This is a genomic window from Pseudomonas kitaguniensis, from assembly GCF_009296165.1.
GTDB lineage: Bacteria > Pseudomonadota > Gammaproteobacteria > Pseudomonadales > Pseudomonadaceae > Aquipseudomonas > Aquipseudomonas kitaguniensis.
Map to the genome: position 1 here is coordinate 23,272 of NZ_VUAZ01000104.1, position 19,530 is coordinate 42,801.

A 19,530-nucleotide genomic window follows, 5' to 3' on the forward strand; every position below is an offset into this window, starting at 1 on the left:
CGATGCGGGCTTTTTTGTGGGTGAGATTTGATCAGGCTGCGTCAGGCGTATCCAAACCACGCTGTTCGATCACGCGGAACACATCGCTCACGTCCTGCACCAGAATGCGTGCGGTGTTGGCCACGTTGTTCAGGTCGCGCTCGGCGAAGTCCGGCAGGCTGGAGCAGGCCATCAGGTTGAGGTGTTCAACGGCTGCGTTGAGGCGTTCACGCAGGCAGGCGTGCAGGTCCGGCAATGGGGCTTCGCTGTCGATTAACAGCACGGGGGAGTCGGTGGCGGTTTGCGCGCACGGATAGAAGCGGCGGGGCGGCAGTTGGGTTGTCATGGCAAATACTCCTCGTATCTAAAAAGGACTACCGCCGTTCGCTGCGAAACGAATGGGTGGCAGCTGTGTGCGGGTTCGCAGACCGAGGATACGAGGAACCCGGCAGATCCGAAGATCTCCCACACACAGCCACCATAAAGTAAACGCCGAACGCAGAAGCGCCGTCGTTGCATTCATGATGCTTGGTTACACACGTATCGTTAGGGCTGCGAAACCCTGTCGCTGATGAATGCCAGCGACGGCGCGAACTATAAGCGCCGACCTGATCCGCCGCAACGGTCGTGTAGGACCAACACTGCCTGCTCAGCCCACACAAAACAACTGTGGGAGGGGGCTTGCTCCCGATGGCGGTGGGCCAGCCCATGCATCAAGTGGCTGACCCACCGCTATCGGGAGCAAGCCCCCTGCCACAGGGGTGACTGTGCTGAGGGAATGGTCCTTGTATTTATAGGACATGGCCTACACAAATGGCGGCCAATGCGCTTAGTCGTGATCAATGTCCAGCTTGGCAAACGTCACGCGGGCGCCTTCCTTGGTGTCGCCACTGTTGTCCTGCACATACGCCCCCGCCTTGAAATACAACGGTTTGTCGCCCCACGCGGCGCCGATGCGCTCGTTCCACTGCCCGTCGGCCGCCTCGACACTCAACAGCCCGGCTTTATTGAGGTTGATGACGTAGGTGAAGCTCGTCGTCAACGGCACATTGGAGGCCACGATGATCACGCGGCCTTCCGCTTCATCCGGGCGCATGCGCACTTTGGCGACGATGTTGCCGGTCTGGGTTTTTTCCTTGAATTGGTACTCAAGTTTGATCAGCGGCTTTTGGCTGTCATACGCGTGAATTTGGCCGATGACGATTTTGCCGGAGGACGGCACTTGGGTCACGGCCAGGGTGGCGCGCAGGTAGTTGTCGGCCTCGGGGTAGGTCCAATTACGCAAGCGCCCGTTGGGGTAGGTTTCGCGCAGTTCACTGCGTGGGTAAACGGCGTTTTCGGTGCGGGTGCCGGTCACCGGCGTCCAGAATTGCACGTCACTGCCTTCGGCCTGGAAATATTGGTCCTTGAAGCCGCTAAGCAGTTTCGGCGTGTCGATTGTCGTGGGCGGGGAGCCGACCGGAATGCTCAGGTTCCAGGTGGAAAGGTCGATCATGGTGTTGGCCTTTTACAGAGGGTGAAGGCTTTGGCCCGCAGGCCTTACTGTTTCTTTATAGGCGGTGCTCACCGGCTTGTTAAACATTGCGTGGCAATTTATTGGCGTCAGAGGAGTGTCAAAAAGCCATGTTTCCCATGAACCGCGGGCTGTAGAGGTTGACCGTTAGTCGGCTTCCTGAACTTTGGCGCAATGATGGCACTGAGGTCACTTCTGATTTTTTAGAACCGGGGCTAGAGTTAGCCCTCAGGGTTTGTCCGGTTTTGTTATCAGAAGTAGCCGGTGTAGTTCCTTTAGGAAGAGACGTAGCATGGATTGCGCTTCACACCACGGCGATGGCAGTTCGGTTCTTCTGGTAGTCGATGACTACCCGGAAAACCTCAGCAGTATGCGTGCGCTTTTGCAGCGTGAAGACTGGCGCGTCATAACCGCAAGTTCCGGTCTCGAAGCCCTGGAGTTACTGCTGGCGCACGAAATCGACCTGGTGCTGTTGGATGTGCGCATGCCCGGCATGGACGGTTTTGAAGTGGCGCGCCTGATGCGCGGCAGCCAGCGTACGCGTATGACGCCGATTATCTTTTTGAGCGCCCATGCCCAGTCCTCCGCCGCCGTGCTGGAAGGCTACGCCAGCGGTGCGATCGACTACCTGTTCAAGCCCTTTGACCCGAATATCCTCAAGCCCAAGGTGCAGGCCCTGCTGGAGCAGCAGCGCAACCGCCGGGCCTTGCAGCGCCTGAGCCATGACCTGGAATCGGCCCGCGCGTTTAATGCCTCGGTGCTCGACAACGCCGCCGAGGGCATTCTGGTGGTGGGCGAGGGCAGTGTGATCGAGTACGCCAACCCCGCCATTTCCCGGTTACTCAATGCCACCATGGCGGAGTTGCAGGGCGAGAGCTTCCTGAGTTTCCTGCAAAAGCCGCATGTGCCCACCTGGTTGGGTTTCCCGATGTTCGAGGCGTACCGCAAGGGGCAGACGTGGCGCCAGCACGACGCCATTTTGCGCACGGGTCGCGGCCAGCAGGTGCCGGTGGCTTTGTCCTGCGCGCCATTGCCCGCCGAGCAAAAGGCCATGGTGGTGACGGTGCTGGACATGTCCGAGGTGCGCCACCTGCACCAGCAACTGGAGTTCCAGGCCGTTACCGACCCGTTGACCGGGCTGCTGAACCGGCGCGGCTTCCACCAGGCGGTGGAGAACACCTTATTGCGCAGCGAGCGCAACGGGCTGTCGCTGGTGTTGCTGTACCTGGACCTCGACGGCTTCAAGCGCGTCAATGACACATTGGGCCATGACGCGGGCGACCGGGTGTTGCGCTGGGTGTCGGAACAAATGCAGGCGTGTTTGCGTTCCTACGACATTTTGGGGCGTATGGGCGGGGATGAGTTCACCGCGTTGCTGGAGCTGGAGTTCCCGGAACAGGCGGCAAAGATTTCAGAGAAGCTGATCGAGCGCGTGTCGGTGTGTCAGCAGGTCGATGGTTTGGATGTGATGCTCGGTGCCAGCATCGGCATTGCGACGTTCCCGGACTGCGGCTCGGACTTGAATGGCCTGCTGCGCGCAGCGGATATTGCCATGTACGAAGCCAAGCGCGCGGGGCGTCAGCAATATCGCTATTACGATCAGGAAATGAACGGCCGCGCGCGTTCACGCCTGATGCTCGAAGACAGCGTGCGCAGTGCCATTCAGAACAAGGATTTCACCCTGGTGTACCAGCCGCAGGTGTCGCTGGATGACGGCCGTTTGCGCGGCGTCGAGGCGCTGTTGCGCTGGCAGCACCCGAGTGTCGGTGACGTGCCGCCGGGCCTGTTTTTACCGTTGCTGGAGGAGGCGCGGCTGATCAGCCAGTTGAGCACCTGGATCTACCAGCAAGTGGCGGCGCAGCGCCAGGCCTGGCACAGCACCTTTGACGAAGACCTGGTGTTGAGCGTGAGCTTGAGCAGCAGCCAATTTAATATGCCTAACCTTGCGAGCCAACTGCAGCAGGTCATCGAGCGACATGGGTTACAGGGGCGGCAGTTGGAGGTGGAAATCAGCGAAGACAGCCTCATGAACAACGTGGATGAGGCCAACAAGCAGCTCAAGTTATTGCGTCAGCTTGGGGTGCGTATTGCCCTCGATGACTTCGGTTTGGGCCGCTGTTCACTGGCCCATCTGCGTGACCTGGAGTTCGATACGCTCAAGCTGGACCCGCAACTGGTCGCGCGCTTGCCTGGCTCGGTGCGGGACGCGGCGATGGCCCGCAGTATTATCCAGTTGTGCGGGCATTTTGATGTGTTGGTGATCGCTGAAGGTGTGGAAACACTCGAACAGTCGCAGTGGCTCAAAGCCAATGGTTGCTCGTTTATTCAGGGGCCGTGGGCGGCGCAACCGCTGATGGCCGAGGAATTGGCCGCCTGGTCTCGCCCCCGTCTGCTTTGAATTCGCTACACTGGCGGCCTTTCGAACCCTGTTGCAGACCCCATGACCGCGCTGAAATACCTCCAGGCCTACCCCGCAGCCCTCCAGGAGCAAGTGCGCCAACTGATCGCCAAGGACCAGTTGGGCGCGTACCTGGATCAGCGTTACCCCGAGCGCCACGCGGTGCAGAGTGATAAAGCGCTGTACAGCTACGCCTTGGCCTTGAAGCAGGAACACCTGCGTAACGCGCCGGCCATCGACAAAGTACTCTTCGACAACCGCCTCGACCTGACCCACCGCGCTTTGGGCCTGCACACCACGATTTCACGGGTGCAGGGCGGTAATCTCAAGTCCAAGAAAGAGATTCGCATTGCCGCGTTGTTCAAAGAGGCCGCGCCGCAATTTTTGCGCATGATCGTGGTGCACGAGCTGGCGCACTTCAAAGAGTCGGACCACAACAAGGCGTTCTATAAACTCTGCGAGTACATGATGCCGGGCTACCATCAGGTGGAATTCGACCTGCGGGTGTACCTCACGTATCGCGATTTGCAGGGCAAGCCCTAACCTCACCAGGCGATAGACCATGGACGTGAGCAAGACCAAAAGCAGTTTTTACCGCCGCCTGTACGTGGCGTACTTGATTGACAGCCAGCAGGCCAGCAGCGTGCCGGCGTTGACTGAGGCCACCGGCATGCCCCGGCGCACGGCGCAGGACACCATTGCCGCACTGGCCGACCTGGATATTGTGTGCGAATTCGAGCAGGAAGACGGCGCCCGCAACCATGCGGGGCACTATCGGATTCGTAGCTGGGGCGCGATTGATCGGGGCTGGATCGAGGCGAATCTGGCGTCGATCAAGCAGGTTTTGGGTTACCCCTGAGTTCTGCGGTGACTGGCCTGCCGCCATCGGGAGCAAGCCCCCTCCCACAGTGGATGTGTGAACACAGTCAAAATATGAGAAAGAGCCTGCTCCGATGGCTTCAGCACAGCCACCCCATTCAATGTGTGAACACATTCAACTGTGGGAGGGGGCTTGCTCCCGATGGCGCCCTCAGAGGCGGCGCATACCGATGTGGGGAATATCGTCTTCCAGGTATTCCTCGCCCGCCACCACAAAACCGTACCGCCCGTAATACCCCTGCAGATGCGCTTGGGCTGACAGAAAAATCGGCATTTCTGGCCAGATAGATGCAATGCGCGTGAGCGCTTCCTGCATCATCTGATGGCCCAGCCCGGTGCCGCGTGCCACCGGCGCCACCACCACTCGACCCACCACCACATCGCCGCCCTGAGACTCCGGGTCGAGCAGGCGCAAGTACGCCACCAATGCGTCATCGTTCCAGGCCATCAGGTGGTGGGTGTCGCCCGACAGGTCCTGCCCGTCGAGGTCCGCGTAAGCGCACTTCTGTTCGACAACGAAGACGTCGCTGCGCAGGCGCAAAATCGCGTACAACTGTTCCTTGCCAAGCTCATCGTGATGTTTGCAGACCCATTCAACGCTCATGGTGTGATCTCTTCTGAGTGACGGTTGCCGATAGTAAGCGCAGCGTGCCTCGCTGTCTAAATTCGGCAATTGTGTGAGTGGCGTCATATCGCCATCATTGAGTTCAGTCGTCGCTGACTTCTTTGTGTAATCTGCAGTACAGGATTATTGATGAGCTATTGTTATAAGGCCATCACCTGCCCCGCCAAGGACCTTGAGCATGCCGCGATTTTCTCGTGCCGTTGCTTTGATCGCAGTGTTGTTGCTGGCCCAGCCAGCGTTCGCGCAGCGCCTGCGCCTGGTCGCGGATGCATGGCCGCCTTTTACCGATGCCACCTTGATCAACGGCGGCCTGGCCACCGATATTGTCAGCACGGCCTTGGCGCGCGCCGGCTACGCGAGTGATTTCGAACAGGTGCCTTGGGCGCGTGCGTTGCTGGGCGTGGGCGATGGCCGCTATGACGTGCTGGTCAACGCCTGGTATGACGCTGCGCGTACGCAGTTGGGGCAGTTTTCCGAACCGTACCTGGTTAATCGTGTGCGTTTTATCAAGCGCGTTGAAGACCCTATCGAGTATCAGAATTTGCAGCAGCTGCACGGCGAGCCCATCGCCGTGGTCCGCGGGTATGCCTATTCGGCGGCATTCGACCAAGATGAGCAGTTGCAAAAAGTACCTGTGCATAACTTCGCCATGGCCGTGCGCATGCTTGCGGCGCAGCGCGTAAGGCTAACGCTGGAAGATGAATATGTGGCCCGCTACTACCTCGCGCGCGAGTCGCTGAAGGTGCGTAATGCGGTGGAGTTTTTGCCGACGCCGCTGAGTGAAAACAGCCTGCATATTCTGGTCAGCCTGAAGAACCCCGAGCATGAGCAGATCGTCGCCGGTTTTGACCGCGAGATTGCCAGGATGAAGCTCGATGGCAGTTATGCGCGGTTGATGAAGGCGCACGGAATGTAGTGTTCTTGCGGGCCAAATGTGGGAGGGGGCTTGCGCCCGAGGGCGGCCTAAGCCGCGCGGGTATCTTTGATCAGGTGCGCGGCCAGCGTGCGCAGCGGCCCTAACTGCCGGCAGATCAAGGCCAATTGCGTCTGCACCAACCGCTGCCCTTCATCGATCTCATCCGGCATCTGCTCAAGGTCCGCCGCCAGGGCTTCTTCGGCGTCACTCTGAATCGCGATCGGCTGTTTGTTGGCCAGCGCCGTGGCGATCTCGTCGATGCTCGCGGCCAGGGTATTGCCGGCGCCGTCGATCAAGTGCTCACGCACTTCGGCCGGCAACAGGGTTTCGCGGTGCGCCCCCAGCCCCGACAAATAGCTGAGCAAGGTGTGCGACAACACCAGGAAACGAAAGCCCACATCGGCTTCTTTGCGAAAGTGGCCCGGCTCCATCAGCATGTTCGCGAGTGTCGTCGACAGCGCCGCATCGGCGTTGTGCGCATTGCGACGGGCCAGGCGGTAGGCGAGGTCGTCGCTTTTGCCGGCGGCGTATTGCTGCATGATTTGGCGCAGGTAAATGCTGTTGCAGGTCAGGGTGTTCGCCAGCACCTTGTTCAGGCGACGGCCTTGCCAGTCGGGCAAGAACAGGAACACCGCGAGGCCCGCGATCAGGCTGCCGATCAGGGTGTCGAACAGCCTCGGCAGGAACAGCCCGTAGCCATCGCCCACCTGGTTGAAGCAGAACAACACCATCAGCGTAATCGCCGCCGTGGCCAGCGTGTAGCGCGTGGTGCGGTTGAGGAAGAACACCAGGCCAGCGGCGATGGCGAACATCGATTGCACCAGCGGGCTCGGGAACAGGTCGAACAGCGCCCACGCGACGGTGAGGCCGATGGCGGTGCCGATGATCCGCTGGCCGAGCTTGCGTCGGGTGGCGCCGTAGTTGGGCTGGCAGACGAACAGGGTGGTGAGGATGATCCAATAACCTTGCGAGGCGTGGATCGCGTGCAGCGTGCCGTAGCCGATGGTCAGTGCCAGGGCCAGGCGCAGGGCGTGGCGGAACAATAGCGAGGTGGGCGTGAGTTGCGTGCGCAGGCGCGTCCACATTTCTTTGAGGTTGCGCGGCGCACGGTCGAGCAGGTTGCTGTCGGTAGCGTCGGCGAGGGCGTCGGGGTTGCTCGCGTCACCGAGCAGGCGGTCGAGGGTCGACAGGTTGGCGGCCAGGGCACGCAACGAACGCAGCAAGCCGCGCCAGGCCGGGTTGCTCTGGATGCGCAAGTGTTCCAGCGAGGCGTTCAAGTCGCCCAGCGCTTCGGCGAAGCTGTCGTCATAAATGAACGGCTGGCGCAGTTGGATTGATTCGCCGAGCGTCTGGCAGGCTTTGCCTTGCTGGCGCAGCAGGCGCTGGCAGCGGAACAACACGTCACTGTGAAAGAACGCGTCGGCCAGGGCGTTGTAAGGGTAGTGGGACGAGCTGGCGCGTTCGTGAATGTCTTGGGCCAAAAAATACAGCTTCAGGTAGCGACTGACCTTCGAGCCGGGGCGACCATTGCCCACGCGGTGCAGGATAATTTCTTTTGCCGCGTTCAGCGCTGCAACTACCCGGCCATTTTGCTGGGCAAGCTCCAGGCGGCGCGCTTCCACATCCAACTGGCGAATCGGTTCAAACAGTGAGGACTTGAGCTTGAGGTAACGCCCCAATTCGCGAAACAACCGCGCCAGGCTTTGCTGCACCGGCTGGTTGGAAAACAGCGCCTGCCATAGCACCGACAGCACGCCGTACCATGCGGCACCGGCCACCAGCAGCAACGGTTCGTGCCAGAAGTCGGTGAAGGCGTCACCGCGCTGGTCGACGCCGATCATGGTGTACACCGACAGAATCAATGTTGCCGAAGCGATTGCGCCATAGCGTTCGCCCAGCGCCCCGAGCATGGTCAGGCAGAAGCTGGCCAGGGCGAGGGCAATTGCGAAAAACCACGGGTACGGGAACAGCAGCTCCACCGACAGCGCGGCAATGCTGAAACACACCAGCGTCACCGCCAGGGCATTCAGGCGGCCTTGCCAACTGTCATCGGTCTCGGCCAGCGCGCTGGCGATAATCCCCAGGAACAGCGGGATCAGCAATGCCATCTCGTCCTGATACCAGCACAGCGCCATGCTGCCGGTGAGGGCGATGAACACGCGCACGCTGTAACTGAATTTATCCAGCGCCCACAGGCGCCGCATGGACTGCTTGAACGAGGTCGATGACATGAAGTCTGGAGTCTTCCGGGACGATGCCGCTAAATTGAGCTATCAAAGACGCCACGGCAAGCGTGGCGATCACATCGATGGGCAAAATATATTCCAGGCACTGCACTCCAGATATGGAATGCAATTAATGTGGGAGGGGGCTTGCTCCCGATGGCAGTGGTTCAGGCAATACATGTACTGACTGAGGCACCGCTATCGGGGGCAAGCCCCCTCCCACAGTTTGATCGGGTACATCTATCTTCAGGCGTATTGCGCGGCGGCGTAACCCGAAGCCCACGCCCACTGGAAATTGAACCCGCCGAGGTGACCGGTCACATCCAGCACTTCACCGATAAAGTACAAGCCCGGGCTTTTCAGCGATTCCATGGTCTTGGACGACACTTCCCGCGTATCAACGCCGCCCAGCGTCACCTCGGCCGTGCGGTAGCCCTCGGTACCCGCCGGCACCAGTTGCCAACGGCCGAGTTTTTGCGCGATGTCAGCCACTTCCGCGTGGGTGTACTGCTTCATCGGTTTGGACGCGAACCAGCTGTCGGCCAGCAGGTTGGCCATCTTCTTGGTGAAGATTTCACCCAGCAGGGTTTTCAGCTCACTGTTGGGGCGCTCCACTTGTTGCTGTTGCAGCCAAGTGTGCGCGTCGTGGTCGGGCAGCAGGTTGATTTCGACGGTGTCGCCGGGTTCCCAATAAGAGGAAATCTGCAAGATCGCCGGCCCGCTGAGGCCACGGTGAGTAAACAGGAGGTTCTCGCGAAAGCTCTGGTCGTTGCAGCTGACCAGGCAGTCCACCGAGGTGCCGGACAACTCGCCGCACAGGTCTTTGAGTTGGTCGGTGATGGTGAACGGCACCAGCCCGGCGCGGGTCGGCAGCAGTTCATGGCCGAACTGTTTGGCGACCTGATAACCAAAACCGGTGGCGCCCAAGGTCGGAATCGACAAGCCGCCGGTGGCGATCACCAGTGATTCGCAGCGCAGCTCACCCAGCGTGGTCTGCAACTTATAGCCACGTTCGAGCTTGGCGATTTCCTCGATCGAGGTGTCCAGATGAATGTTCACGCCGGTCTGGATGCATTCATCCAGCAGCATGCCGAGGATGTCGCTCGACTTGTTATCGCAGAACAACTGGCCGAGTTTTTTCTCGTGGTACGGCACGCCGTGCTTGGCCACCAGCGCGATAAAATCCCACTGGGTGTAACGCGCCAGCGCGGATTTGCAGAAGTGCGCGTTGTGCGAAAGGAAGTTGGCAGGCTCGGTGTACATATTGGTGAAATTGCAGCGGCCACCACCGGACATCAGGATCTTTTTGCCGGCCTTGTTCGCGTGGTCGATCAACATCACCTTGCGCCCACGCCCGGCGGCGGTCAGTGCACACATCAAGCCTGCGGCGCCGGCGCCAATGATCACAACTTCGGTCGAGCGCAAAACGGTGTCCTCATACAAGTGCTGAATTGGAATACAGGCAAATGTGGGAGGGGGCTTGCGCCCGATGGCGGTGGTTCAGCCACACATCAGGTGGCTGAAATACCCTCATCGGGAGCAAGCCCCCTCCCACATTAGGCCTCCATTGAAGGGGAGCGCTTTACAGGATACGCACGCGCAACGAACGGCCTTTGATCTTGCCGTCATTCAAGCGCTGCAGCGCCTGTTTAGCGATCCCGCGCTCTACGGCCACAAAGGCCTGGAAGTCAAAGATTGCGATTTTGCCGACCTGGGCACCCGGTATGCCGGCTTCACCGGTCAGTGCGCCAAGGATGTCGCCTGGGCGAACCTTGTCTTTACGGCCAGCGCCGATGCACAAGGTGCTCATCACCGGCAGCAGTGGGCCGCCGCTTTGTGGCTTGAGGTTGTCCAGTTGGTCCCAGTTCAACGGCGATTTTTGCAATTGCTCGATGGCTTGGGCGCGGTGCGCTTCGGACGGCGCCACCAGGCTGATGGCGATGCCGGTCTCACCGGCGCGGCCGGTACGGCCGACGCGGTGGATGTGGATTTCAGAGTCGCGGGCCAGTTCGACGTTGATCACCATGTCCAGCGAGTCAATGTCCAAACCGCGCGCGGCAACGTCGGTCGCCACCAGCACCGAGGTGCTGCGGTTGGCGAACATCGCCAGTACCTGGTCGCGGTCGCGCTGTTCGAGGTCGCCATGCAGGCCGACGGCGGAAATGCCCTTGGCGGTCAGGTGATCCACGGTTTCCTGCACTTGCTGCTTGGTGAAGCAGAAGGCGACGCAAGAGGCCGGGCGGAAATGCGCGAGCACTTTGGTCACGGCGTCCATGCGCTCTTCCGGCGAGATCTCGTAGAAGCGCTGCTCGATCTGGTCATCGGAGTGGAACGCTTCGGCCTTGACCTGTTGCGGCGCACGCATGAACTTGGAGGCCAATTGCTTGATGCTCACCGGGTAGGTGGCCGAGAACAGCAAGGTTTGGCGGCGTGCCGGGGTTTTGCTGATGATGTCTTCGATGGCGTCGTAGAAACCCATGTCGAGCATGCGGTCGGCTTCGTCGAGGATCAGCGTGTTCAAGCCGTCCAGTACCAGCGAACCTTTGCGCAGGTGCTGCTGGATACGGCCGGGGGTGCCGACGATAACGTGCGCGCCATGCTCCAGCGAAGCGATCTGCGGGCCGAGGGACACGCCGCCGCACAGGGTCAGCACCTTGATGTTGTCTTCGGCGCGGGCCAGACGGCGGATTTCCTTGGCGACCTGGTCGGCCAGCTCACGCGTCGGGCACATGACCAGCGCCTGGCAGCCGAAGTAGCGCGGGTTGATCGGGTTCAACAGGCCGATGCCGAAGGCGGCGGTTTTGCCGCTGCCGGTCTTGGCCTGGGCAATCAGGTCCAGTCCCTTGAGGATCACCGGCAAGCTTTGCGCCTGGATCTGCGTCATCTCGACATAACCCAGCGAGTCGAGGTTAGCCAACATGGCGGCGGAGAGCGGCAAAGTATTAAAAGCGGTGGCGATGGTAGTCACGGGACTGGCTCTGCAAAACAAAATGTCGCGCAGTGTACCAGCCCTGTGGGATTTTCCCCGCAAGTTCTAGACGAGAAGCCGGTTAATGCTCGATGTCGTGCTCGCGGCTGACTGCCCGTTTGCCGTCGGTTGGCGACAGTTGCAAGAAGATCGCCGCCGCCAGCATCGCCATGATGCCCACGGTGAGGAAGGTTAACTGGAAGGCGCCCAATACGCTTTCGACGCCGTCGTTGCCGGTTTCCAGGGTAAACCCGCCGAGCAGCGCACCGGCGCAGGCCACCCCAAGGCTGAGGGACAATTGTGCGACCACCGAGAGCAAACTGTTGCCGCTGCTGGCCTGGGCGTCGTCGAGGTCGATCAGGGTGACGGTGTTCATCGCGGTAAATTGCAGCGAGTTGATCGCCCCCAAAACCGCCAGCATGCACAGCAGCAGCGGGTAGGGCGTGTGTTCGCTGACCAGGCCCATACTGGCGAGCATCATGCCGAGCAACAGCGTGTTACCGGTCAGCACCACGCGGTAACCGAGGCGCTCGATCAGTGTGCGCGCGATGGACTTGGCAAACATCGCCGCCGCCGCCAGCGGCAACATGCTCATGCCGGCTTCCGACGGCGAGTAACCCAGCGCCACCTGCAACAGCAGCGGCACCAGAAACGGCAGGGCGCCGCTGCCCAGCCGCGCAAACAGGTTACCCAAAATGCCCACGGCAAAGGTGCGGGTCTTGAACAGCACCGGTGAGAACAGCGGGTTATCGATATGCCCGGCGCGCAGCCAATAAGCCGCGAGGCACGCCAGCCCGCCGAACAGCAACAGCATCACCCGCAGGTGCGGCAGGTGCAGTTCGCCCAAGCCTTCCATGGCGATGGTGATCAACACCATCGCCGCGCCAAACAGCACAAACCCCATGCTGTCAAAACGCGTGCGCTCGCTGCCGCGCAGGTCGGGGATGAGTTTCCACACGGCGTAGCAACCGATCATGCCCACCGGCAGGTTGATCAGGAAGATCCAGTGCCAGGTCAGGTATTGCACCATCCAGCCGCCCAGCGTCGGGCCGAGCAGTGGGCCGAGCAGGCCGGGGATGGTAATGAAGCCCATGATGCGCACCAGTTCGGAACGCGGGTAAGCGCGCAAGACCACCAGGCGCCCAACGGGCAGCATCAATGCGCCGCCCAAGCCTTGAATCACTCGCGCGCCGACCAGCATGCTCAGGCTGCTGGACAGCGCACACAGCAACGAGCCGATGCTGAACAGCATGATCGCGCCGAAGAAGATTTTTTTGGTGCCGAAGCGGTCGGCCACCCAGCCCGACGCCGGGATCAGCAAGGCGACGGTGAGCATGTAAGCAATCACCACGCCTTGCATACGCAGCGGGTTTTCGGCGAGGTCGCGGGCCATGGCCGGCAGCGCCGTGTTGAGAATCGTCCCATCCAGCGACTGCATGAAGAAGGCAATCGCCACCACCCAGGGCAGCCAGCGGGCGGTCTTGGCATCGAGAGGGACGCGATTCGGCATGTGAACCCTTTTTGTTAGCAGGCTATGTGTCGGCGATTATGCGCCATCCGTCGCGCCTTTTCCCATTGGCTGTTCGTCTAGGTCTGACAACGCAGCGTGCTTTCCAACCAAAAAATCCAACAGCGCACGGTGCACCGCCAGCGCCGCCTCGCGCGACTCAAGGTCAAGTAAGTGGCCGGTGTGTTCGGCACTGGCAAAGCTGCTGCGCCCCACATACCGCTTGAACAACTGGGCCTCGTCGGTGGGCGTGTATTCGTCCAGCGTGCCGTTGAGAAAATGCACCGGCGTTTCGATTTGGGTAAGCGCCGGCAGGTAATTGCCATCGCCCAGCGCCAGCACTTGCTGGATATGAAAGCGCGCCTGGCAGTACTCGTTAGTGGCCATGCTCGACAAGTGCCGGTGGTTATTGCGTTTAAGCCGTGGCGAGAGGTATTTGCCGACCGTCTCGTTGAGCAGGTCGCCGACCGCGGACTTGTCGTCGGCCTCGATCAGCACGCGCACACGTTCCACATAATCGAGCATGGCCTGGTTGAGGTTGGGGGCCAGGGCCATCACCACCGAGCTTTGAATGGAGGGCGGGTTGTGCGCCAGGGTCAGCAATGTCGAGATGCCGCCCCACGAAGCCGACACCAAGTGGTTGACCTCGAAGCGCTCCACCAGCGCCCGCAGGATTTGCACTTCGTCGTCCTTGGTCACCAGGCCCAAGTCAGTGTTGTGCTCGCGGGAGTAGCCGGAAAACGGCAAATCGAACAGCAGCACGTTGAAGTGTTGCGCCAGGCACTTGCTGGTGCGGGCAAAGGAGCGGGTGGTGGACAGTGCGCCATTGACCATCAGCACGGTGTTCTTGGTTGGGTCGTTGCCTAGTTGCTCTGTGTACACGTTGTAGTGTTTGAACAGCTTTTGAATGACAAAACTTCCATGGTTCATGTCAACGCTCCAGCTTGCCCTATCCCGGGCAAGGTCATGCTTTACGTGCACGCACGCGGGTTGGATGGCAGAGTGCCACTAACCGTTATAGCGGGGTTTTTTCGAGGCGACAACTGGCCGCGCGGGGAGACGGGTTAAATGGGAATGGGCGGTAGGAAGGGGCGAAACGAGGTGTGTGAAAACAGCACAAACACTGTGGGAGGGGCGGTGAGACGATTCGACTTGCTCCCGATGGCTCTAAAGGCCCATGGTCAGCCCACTCCGCATAGCAGGGATGCCGTAGGGTGATGCCGCAGCCGCTATGGGGCGGGAAGGCAGCGCGCAAATTATTTAAAGAGGGTGCAGAGTGAATAATTTATTTGTAGTGGTTTTATTGATGGTCGGCCTTAGTTCTTTTGCAGTGGCAGACGCTAGCAAGGAAGCTGCGCCCTGCGCCAATTTAAGTTTTACACAGGAAATGCTTGAGTGCTCCACATCAGAAAAAGTGAAATCTGATACCGCATTAAATAATGAATACAGGAAGCTGCGCGACAGAACTGCAGAGCAATATAAGCTTGACCCAACGTCACGCGACATCATTCAGAAACGAATCTTAACGTCGCAGCGAAATTGGATTGGGCTAAGAGATACAAATTGTGAATTGGAAGCAAATGACATTGAAGTTGGAGTTATTGCCTATGAAATATCAATTAATTTGTGCGTCGCTAAAATGAGCACCGAAAGAGCCGAGTATTTAAAGCTTCTGATCCCTTAACAGGTTAAGGAGGGGCTGAAAGCCCCCTCCCACATTGGAGTAACTGCCGTTACAAGGTCAGTGTCAGGCGTTTTACCAGGGCGCCCGGCAGCAAGTTGGAGGCTGTATTGCGCTGGCTGTAGGTACTTGCCGACAGCAGCAGTTCTCGCTCAGCGGTCAGGGCTTCGAGTTGGGAGCCGAGCAACTGGTACACGCTGTCATCAAAACGCATGGTGCTGACCGGCGCTTTGATCTCGCCGTCTTCCACCCAGAACGTGGCGAAGCGCGTCATGCCGGTCAGGCGCGCCGCCGGCAGGTCGGAGTAGTTCAAGTACCACAGGTTGCTGATGTACAGCCCGGTGCCCAACTGTTTGAGAATATCGGCCTGGGCCAAACTGCCTGCTGCCACTTGCAGGGCGCTGGGTGATTCGTCGCTGCTCGCGCCGTTGGTGCTGAGGCCATATTCGGCTGCGCTGCGCGAGTTGATCAGTTGGCCGCAGGCTGCGCCCGCGCTGATCAGCGTTACATCACCACGCGGGTAGCCTTCGGTGGAAAACGCCTGGCTCAAGGAGCCGCTGATCTGCTCGTTCACCGTGACCAATGGGCTCAACGACTGTTCGCCCGCGTACAGGCGTTGCAACGAACTGCCCTTGCTGGCGATGGCCTGGGCGGAAAAACCACCCCAGGTGATGATGCTGAAGATTTCTTCCAGTGCGGCCGGCGCGAGGTAGGCGCGGTACTGGCCTGGCGCTAGCTTGTGCAGTGGGCGGCCGAGAAACTCCAACTGTTCGCGCGCCTGTTGGAAGCGCGCGGCGAACTCGGCGCTGTTCCAGGTGTGCCCGGCGTAGCTGGCTTTTACCGCTTCGCCGTTGGCGTGGAACAAGCTGAAATCGACGTTAAAACTATTGGCCTGATGCCAGCCGAATGCACCGTTTGAACTGGCAAAACCACGGCTGATCGGGCCGGCGGCGTAGAAGCCAACCATGTCCACACCTTCTGCGGCCTGGTGTATTGCTTCGAGTACCTTGGCCAGCTCCGGCAAGGGTCGCAACTGTTCGTTGTGGCTTTGCCAGGCGTTGTGGTTGAGCAGCAAGTACGGGTCCTGCGGCAGTAACGGCAGGGTTTCGCGCAGTTGTTGCAGGCCATCGGCGAGGCGCTGGCGGTCGAGTTCCGGCGAACCGGCGAGGGTGATGCCGAGGTCGGCATGCCGGCCATCGCTGATCAGCTTGAGGTTCACACTGGCCTGTTGCACTTGCCCGGCCTGGCGCACTTTGGCGTGGTTGAAACGCACGAATTCGGATGATTCGGCAGCAAAGCCGAGGTGGAATTGTTCCTTGTCGGTGATCGCCTGCTTGAGCCAATCCACCAGTGCCTTGAAGTTGTTCATCAGGCATCTCCCCCAAAAACATCGACATTACTGAACACGCACGCGGGCGAGGCATGGCCGACGCGGATGACTTGGTTGGGTTCGCCTTTGCCGCAGTTCGGCGTGCCCAAAACCTTGAAGGTGCTGGCGTCGCCGACGGCGCTGAGGTTGCGCCAGAACTGCGCGGAAATCGCCCGGTAGTTGGGGTTTTTCACCACGCCCTTGAGCTCGCCGTTTTCGATCAATTGGCCCCATTCGCAGCCGAACTGGAATTTGTTACGCGCATCGTCGATGGACCAGGAGCGGTTGGTGCTCATCAAAATACCGTGCTCGATGCCGCTGATCAGTTCGGCCTGGCTTTTGTCGCCTGCCTCGATGTTCAGGTTGGCCATACGGTCGATTGGCGGGCGATTCCAGCCGCACGCGCGGCTGTTGGCGACGCCTGGCATATTCGCGCGAAATTGCGACAGCGCACCGCCCAATGGCTTGATCAGCAGCCCGTCGCGGATCAGGAACTGCTTGCTGGCGCGGGTGCCGTCATCGTCATGGCTGTAGCTGGCGAGCTGCTCGGGGATCTCCGGGTCGAAGGTCACGTTAAGTAATTTGGAGCCGTATTGCAGGTGGCCGAAGTCGCTGGCCTTCACAAAGCTGGTGCCGGCGTAATTGCGCTCATCGCCGAGGATGCGGTCCAGTTCCAGCGGGTGGCCGATGGATTCATGGATCTGCAAGATCATCTGGTCGGGCATTAACAGCAGGTCGCGCGGGCCGTGCGGCGTGTTCGGCGCGAGCAGCAATTGCAGGGCCTGGTCGGCGACGGTGCTGGCGGCGCCGACCAGGCCGAAGCGGCTGATCACGTTCGCGCCGCCTTGCTGGCCGAAGTTGCTGCCGCCCAAGGTGCGGGTTTGGCTGTCGTTGCCGTCGAAGGCGGTGACGCTCACGCCCGGGTAAACAAAGCGTTGCGCCTGGCGCAGTTCGGCGCCGGCACTATTGAGGTAGATCTGTTCGACGCGGGTGGTGCCCAGGCTGACTTCCCAGCTCACCAGCCGCGGGTCTTTGGGCACGCTCGCAGACTCGTCACCGAGCAATTGGTAGCAGTCGCTCAAGGACGGGAAGGGCTGGTCGAGGTCGGGCGACACGTAGTCGGCGACGTCAGTTGCGACGGGCTGCGTGTGCAGGTCAAGCAGAGCGTGCGGCAAGATCCGCCGGGCTTGTTGTTCTGCGCGTTCGAGGGCGGCTTGCAGGCCGGCAAGGGAGATGTCGTTGGTGGCGGCGTAGGCTTCCACGCCATTGACACGCACGGTGAGCATGGCGCCCTCGTCGTGGTTCAAGTGTGGCGGTGCGGCGACATTTTTGCGTACCGACAGGTATTGGCCGGATTCGCGCACGTAACGCAGCGAGAAGAATTCAGCGGTGGTGCGCAGGGCACTGAAATGCTTTTTGAGTGTGGCGTGGTGTTCGAACATGGGGCCTTCCTTGTGGGCGGCTCATCGCGGGCAGGCAACAGAGTAGGCCTGGGGCGGGGCGCTGATCAAGGAGAGTGTAGGCAGGCGGAGGGCGTTGAGGTGCCTGTTCGGGCCTCACCGGGAGCAAGCCCCCTCGCACATTTTGATGTGTGAATACCTTCAAATGTGGGAGGGGGCTTGCTCCCGATGGGAGCGACACCGTTACTGCGCGGTAGGGCCGACTTCACGCATCGGCTTGCCACGCACTGGCGCATCGCCTGCCACGTAGTAGTCGGCGGTGCTGCGCGGCAATGGCTGGCGGCCACGGATCTTGTCGGCGATTTTCTCGGCGATCATGATCGTCGGCGCGTTCAGGTTGCCGGTGGTGATGATCGGCATGATCGAGGCATCTACCACGCGCAGGCCTTGCAGGCCATGCACGCGGCCTTCGCCATCGACTACGGCCATTTCATCGTCGCCCATCTTGCACGAGCACGATGGGTGGTACGCGGTTTCGGCGTGTTCGCGGATGAACTTGTCGAGCTGCGCATCCGTTTGCACTTCGATGCCGGGGCTGATTTCGCGGCCACGGTATTGATCCAGCGCCGGCTGCTGCATGATTTCACGGGTCAGGCGGATGCCGTCGCGAAACTCCTGCCAATCCTGCTCGCTGGCCATGTAGTTGAAGAGGATGCTCGGGTAGTCCCGCGGGTTCTTCGATTTGAGCTGGATGCGGCCACGGCTCGGCGAACGCATGGAACCCATGTGCGCCTGAAAACCGTGTTCTTGCACGCCCTTGCTGCCGTTGTAGTTAATCGCCACCGGCAGGAAGTGGTACTGGATGTTCGGCCATTCGAATTCCGGGCGCGAACGGATAAAACCGCCGGCTTCGAACTGGTTGCTGGCGCCGATCCCGGTGCCGTTGAACAGCCATTCAGCGCCGATGGCTGGCTGGTTGTACCAGAGCAGCGACGGGTACAGCGACACCGGTTGGGTGCAGGCATATTGCAGGTACAGCTCAAGGTGGTCCTGCAGGTTTTCGCCGACGCCCGGCAGGTCGTGGACCACCGGAATGTCGAGGCTTTCGAGCAGTTTGGCCGGGCCGACACCGGAGCGCTGCAGCAGTTGCGGCGAGGCGATTGCGCCGCTGCACACCAGCACTTCTTTGCGCGCGCGGGCTTCAACACGCTCTTCGGCAGCGCCGATCAGGTAACGCACGCCCACGGCACGCTTGCCTTCAAACAACACTTTGTCGGTCAGGGCGTGGGTGACGATGGTCAGCGTCGAACGCTTTTTAGCCGTGTCCAGGTAACCGCGTGCGGTGCTGGCGCGACGGCCGTTTGGCGTGACGGTGCGGTCCATCGGGCCGAAGCCTTCTTGCTGGTAGCCGTTCAAGTCTTCGGTACGCGGGTAGCCAGCTTGTACGCCCGCTTCAACCATGGCGTTGAACAGCGGGTTGTTGCCGGCTTTCGGCGTAGTCACGCTGACCGGGCCATCGCCGCCGTGCCAGTCGTTGGCGCCGATGTCGCGGGTTTCAGCTTTACGGAAGTACGGCAGGCAGTCGAGGTACGTCCAGTCTTGCAGACCGGGCAATTTGGCCCAGTTGTCGTAGTCCATGGCGTTGCCACGGATGTAGCACATGCCGTTGATCAAGGAAGAACCACCGAGGCCCTTGCCGCGGCCGCATTCCATCCGGCGGTTGTCCATGTGTGGCTCAGGGTCGGTTTCGTAGGCCCAGTTGTAGCGACGGCCCTGCAGCGGGAACGCCAGGGCGGCCGGCATCTGGGTACGGAAATCGAGACGGTAGTCAGGGCCGCCGGCTTCCAGCAGCAAAACGGTGACGCCTTCGTCTTCGGTCAGACGGGTCGCCAGGGTGTTACCGGCGGAGCCGGCACCCACAATGATGTAATCGTATTCTTGGGACATAAATGTACCCTCTTTAAAGTGTGGTCAGGTCGGGCCTCATCGGGAGCAAGCCCCCTCCCACAGTTGACTGTATTTGCACATCTGAACGTGTGAACACAGTCAGTGTGGGAGGGGGCTTGCCCC

At 60.5% G+C, this 19,530-nt stretch carries 16 protein-coding genes; 5 read left to right on the forward strand and 11 right to left on the reverse strand.

What is annotated here, in order from left to right; translation table 11 throughout:
- Nucleotides 1-31 precede the first annotated feature (31 nt).
- Both F0169_RS17390 and F0169_RS17395 read right to left on the reverse strand, forming a co-directional pair.
- Nucleotides 32-325, reverse strand: coding sequence for a fructose-bisphosphate aldolase (locus tag F0169_RS17390; protein WP_152747174.1), 294 nt, complete (start codon nucleotides 323-325; stop codon nucleotides 32-34).
- A gap of 483 nt (nucleotides 326-808) precedes the next feature.
- On the reverse strand, nucleotides 809-1,474 hold the full coding sequence (locus F0169_RS17395) for a polysaccharide lyase family 7 protein (RefSeq protein WP_152747175.1): 666 nt from the start codon (nucleotides 1,472-1,474) through the stop codon (nucleotides 809-811).
- A gap of 310 nt (nucleotides 1,475-1,784) precedes the next feature.
- On the opposite strand from F0169_RS17395, the gene F0169_RS17400 reads away from it, so the two are divergent.
- The 3 genes from F0169_RS17400 to F0169_RS17410 are packed head-to-tail and all read left to right on the forward strand — an operon-like array spanning nucleotide 1,785 to nucleotide 4,749.
- Nucleotides 1,785-3,890: a putative bifunctional diguanylate cyclase/phosphodiesterase gene (locus F0169_RS17400; protein WP_152747176.1), complete on the forward strand. Its 2,106-nt coding sequence runs from the start codon at nucleotides 1,785-1,787 to the stop codon at nucleotides 3,888-3,890.
- A gap of 42 nt (nucleotides 3,891-3,932) precedes the next feature.
- Nucleotides 3,933-4,433 carry a M48 metallopeptidase family protein gene (locus F0169_RS17405; RefSeq protein WP_058415157.1) on the forward strand — a complete coding sequence of 167 codons (501 nt, stop codon included), beginning with the start codon at nucleotides 3,933-3,935 and terminating at the stop codon, nucleotides 4,431-4,433.
- Between the two features lie 19 nt (nucleotides 4,434-4,452).
- Nucleotides 4,453-4,749, forward strand: coding sequence for a winged helix-turn-helix domain-containing protein (locus tag F0169_RS17410; RefSeq protein ID WP_058415158.1), 297 nt, complete (start codon nucleotides 4,453-4,455; stop codon nucleotides 4,747-4,749).
- 171 nt (nucleotides 4,750-4,920) lie between these two features.
- On the opposite strand, the gene F0169_RS17415 is transcribed toward F0169_RS17410, so the two are convergent.
- Nucleotides 4,921-5,373, reverse strand: a complete 453-nt coding sequence (locus F0169_RS17415; protein ID WP_152747177.1) for a GNAT family N-acetyltransferase — start codon at nucleotides 5,371-5,373, stop codon at nucleotides 4,921-4,923.
- A 199-nt stretch (nucleotides 5,374-5,572) separates the two neighbouring features.
- On the opposite strand from F0169_RS17415, the gene F0169_RS17420 reads away from it, so the two are divergent.
- Complete coding sequence (locus tag F0169_RS17420; RefSeq protein WP_122252407.1) at nucleotides 5,573-6,310, forward strand: substrate-binding periplasmic protein; 738 nt, start codon at nucleotides 5,573-5,575, stop codon at nucleotides 6,308-6,310.
- Between the two features lie 47 nt (nucleotides 6,311-6,357).
- Here the strand turns inward: F0169_RS17420 and yccS are convergent, their stop codons facing one another.
- The 5 genes from yccS to F0169_RS17445 all read right to left on the reverse strand — a co-directional run bounded on the left by yccS (nucleotide 6,358) and on the right by F0169_RS17445 (nucleotide 13,940).
- A complete protein-coding gene (gene yccS / locus F0169_RS17425) occupies nucleotides 6,358-8,541 on the reverse strand; it encodes a YccS family putative transporter (RefSeq protein ID WP_058415161.1) in 2,184 nt (727 codons plus the stop codon).
- Between the two features lie 240 nt (nucleotides 8,542-8,781).
- Nucleotides 8,782-9,960 (reverse strand): BaiN/RdsA family NAD(P)/FAD-dependent oxidoreductase, encoded by a 1,179-nt coding sequence (locus F0169_RS17430; RefSeq protein WP_152747178.1) that lies wholly within the window; start codon nucleotides 9,958-9,960, stop codon nucleotides 8,782-8,784.
- 157 nt (nucleotides 9,961-10,117) lie between these two features.
- Nucleotides 10,118-11,455: an ATP-dependent RNA helicase DbpA gene (dbpA, locus tag F0169_RS17435; RefSeq protein ID WP_235592463.1), complete on the reverse strand. Its 1,338-nt coding sequence runs from the start codon at nucleotides 11,453-11,455 to the stop codon at nucleotides 10,118-10,120.
- 130 nt (nucleotides 11,456-11,585) lie between these two features.
- A complete protein-coding gene (gene mdtD, locus F0169_RS17440; protein WP_152747180.1) occupies nucleotides 11,586-13,013 on the reverse strand; it encodes a multidrug transporter subunit MdtD in 1,428 nt (475 codons plus the stop codon).
- A 36-nt stretch (nucleotides 13,014-13,049) separates the two neighbouring features.
- On the reverse strand, nucleotides 13,050-13,940 hold the full coding sequence (locus tag F0169_RS17445) for an alpha/beta fold hydrolase (RefSeq protein ID WP_152747181.1): 891 nt from the start codon (nucleotides 13,938-13,940) through the stop codon (nucleotides 13,050-13,052).
- A 346-nt stretch (nucleotides 13,941-14,286) separates the two neighbouring features.
- Between F0169_RS17445 and F0169_RS17450 the strand changes: the two genes are divergently transcribed.
- Nucleotides 14,287-14,694: a lysozyme inhibitor LprI family protein gene (locus F0169_RS17450; RefSeq protein WP_152747182.1), complete on the forward strand. Its 408-nt coding sequence runs from the start codon at nucleotides 14,287-14,289 to the stop codon at nucleotides 14,692-14,694.
- A 49-nt stretch (nucleotides 14,695-14,743) separates the two neighbouring features.
- On the opposite strand, the gene F0169_RS17455 is transcribed toward F0169_RS17450, so the two are convergent.
- The 3 genes from F0169_RS17455 to betA all read right to left on the reverse strand — a co-directional run bounded on the left by F0169_RS17455 (nucleotide 14,744) and on the right by betA (nucleotide 19,407).
- The gene (locus F0169_RS17455; protein WP_058415166.1) at nucleotides 14,744-16,060 is read right to left on the reverse strand and encodes a TldD/PmbA family protein; all 1,317 of its coding nucleotides are present in this window, start codon (nucleotides 16,058-16,060) and stop codon (nucleotides 14,744-14,746) included.
- On the reverse strand, nucleotides 16,060-17,502 hold the full coding sequence (locus tag F0169_RS17460; protein WP_152747183.1) for a TldD/PmbA family protein: 1,443 nt from the start codon (nucleotides 17,500-17,502) through the stop codon (nucleotides 16,060-16,062). The genes F0169_RS17455 and F0169_RS17460 overlap by 1 nt, the downstream gene beginning before the upstream one ends.
- A gap of 201 nt (nucleotides 17,503-17,703) precedes the next feature.
- The gene (betA, locus tag F0169_RS17465) at nucleotides 17,704-19,407 is read right to left on the reverse strand and encodes a choline dehydrogenase (RefSeq protein ID WP_152747184.1); all 1,704 of its coding nucleotides are present in this window, start codon (nucleotides 19,405-19,407) and stop codon (nucleotides 17,704-17,706) included.
- Between the last annotated feature and the right edge of the window lie 123 nt (nucleotides 19,408-19,530).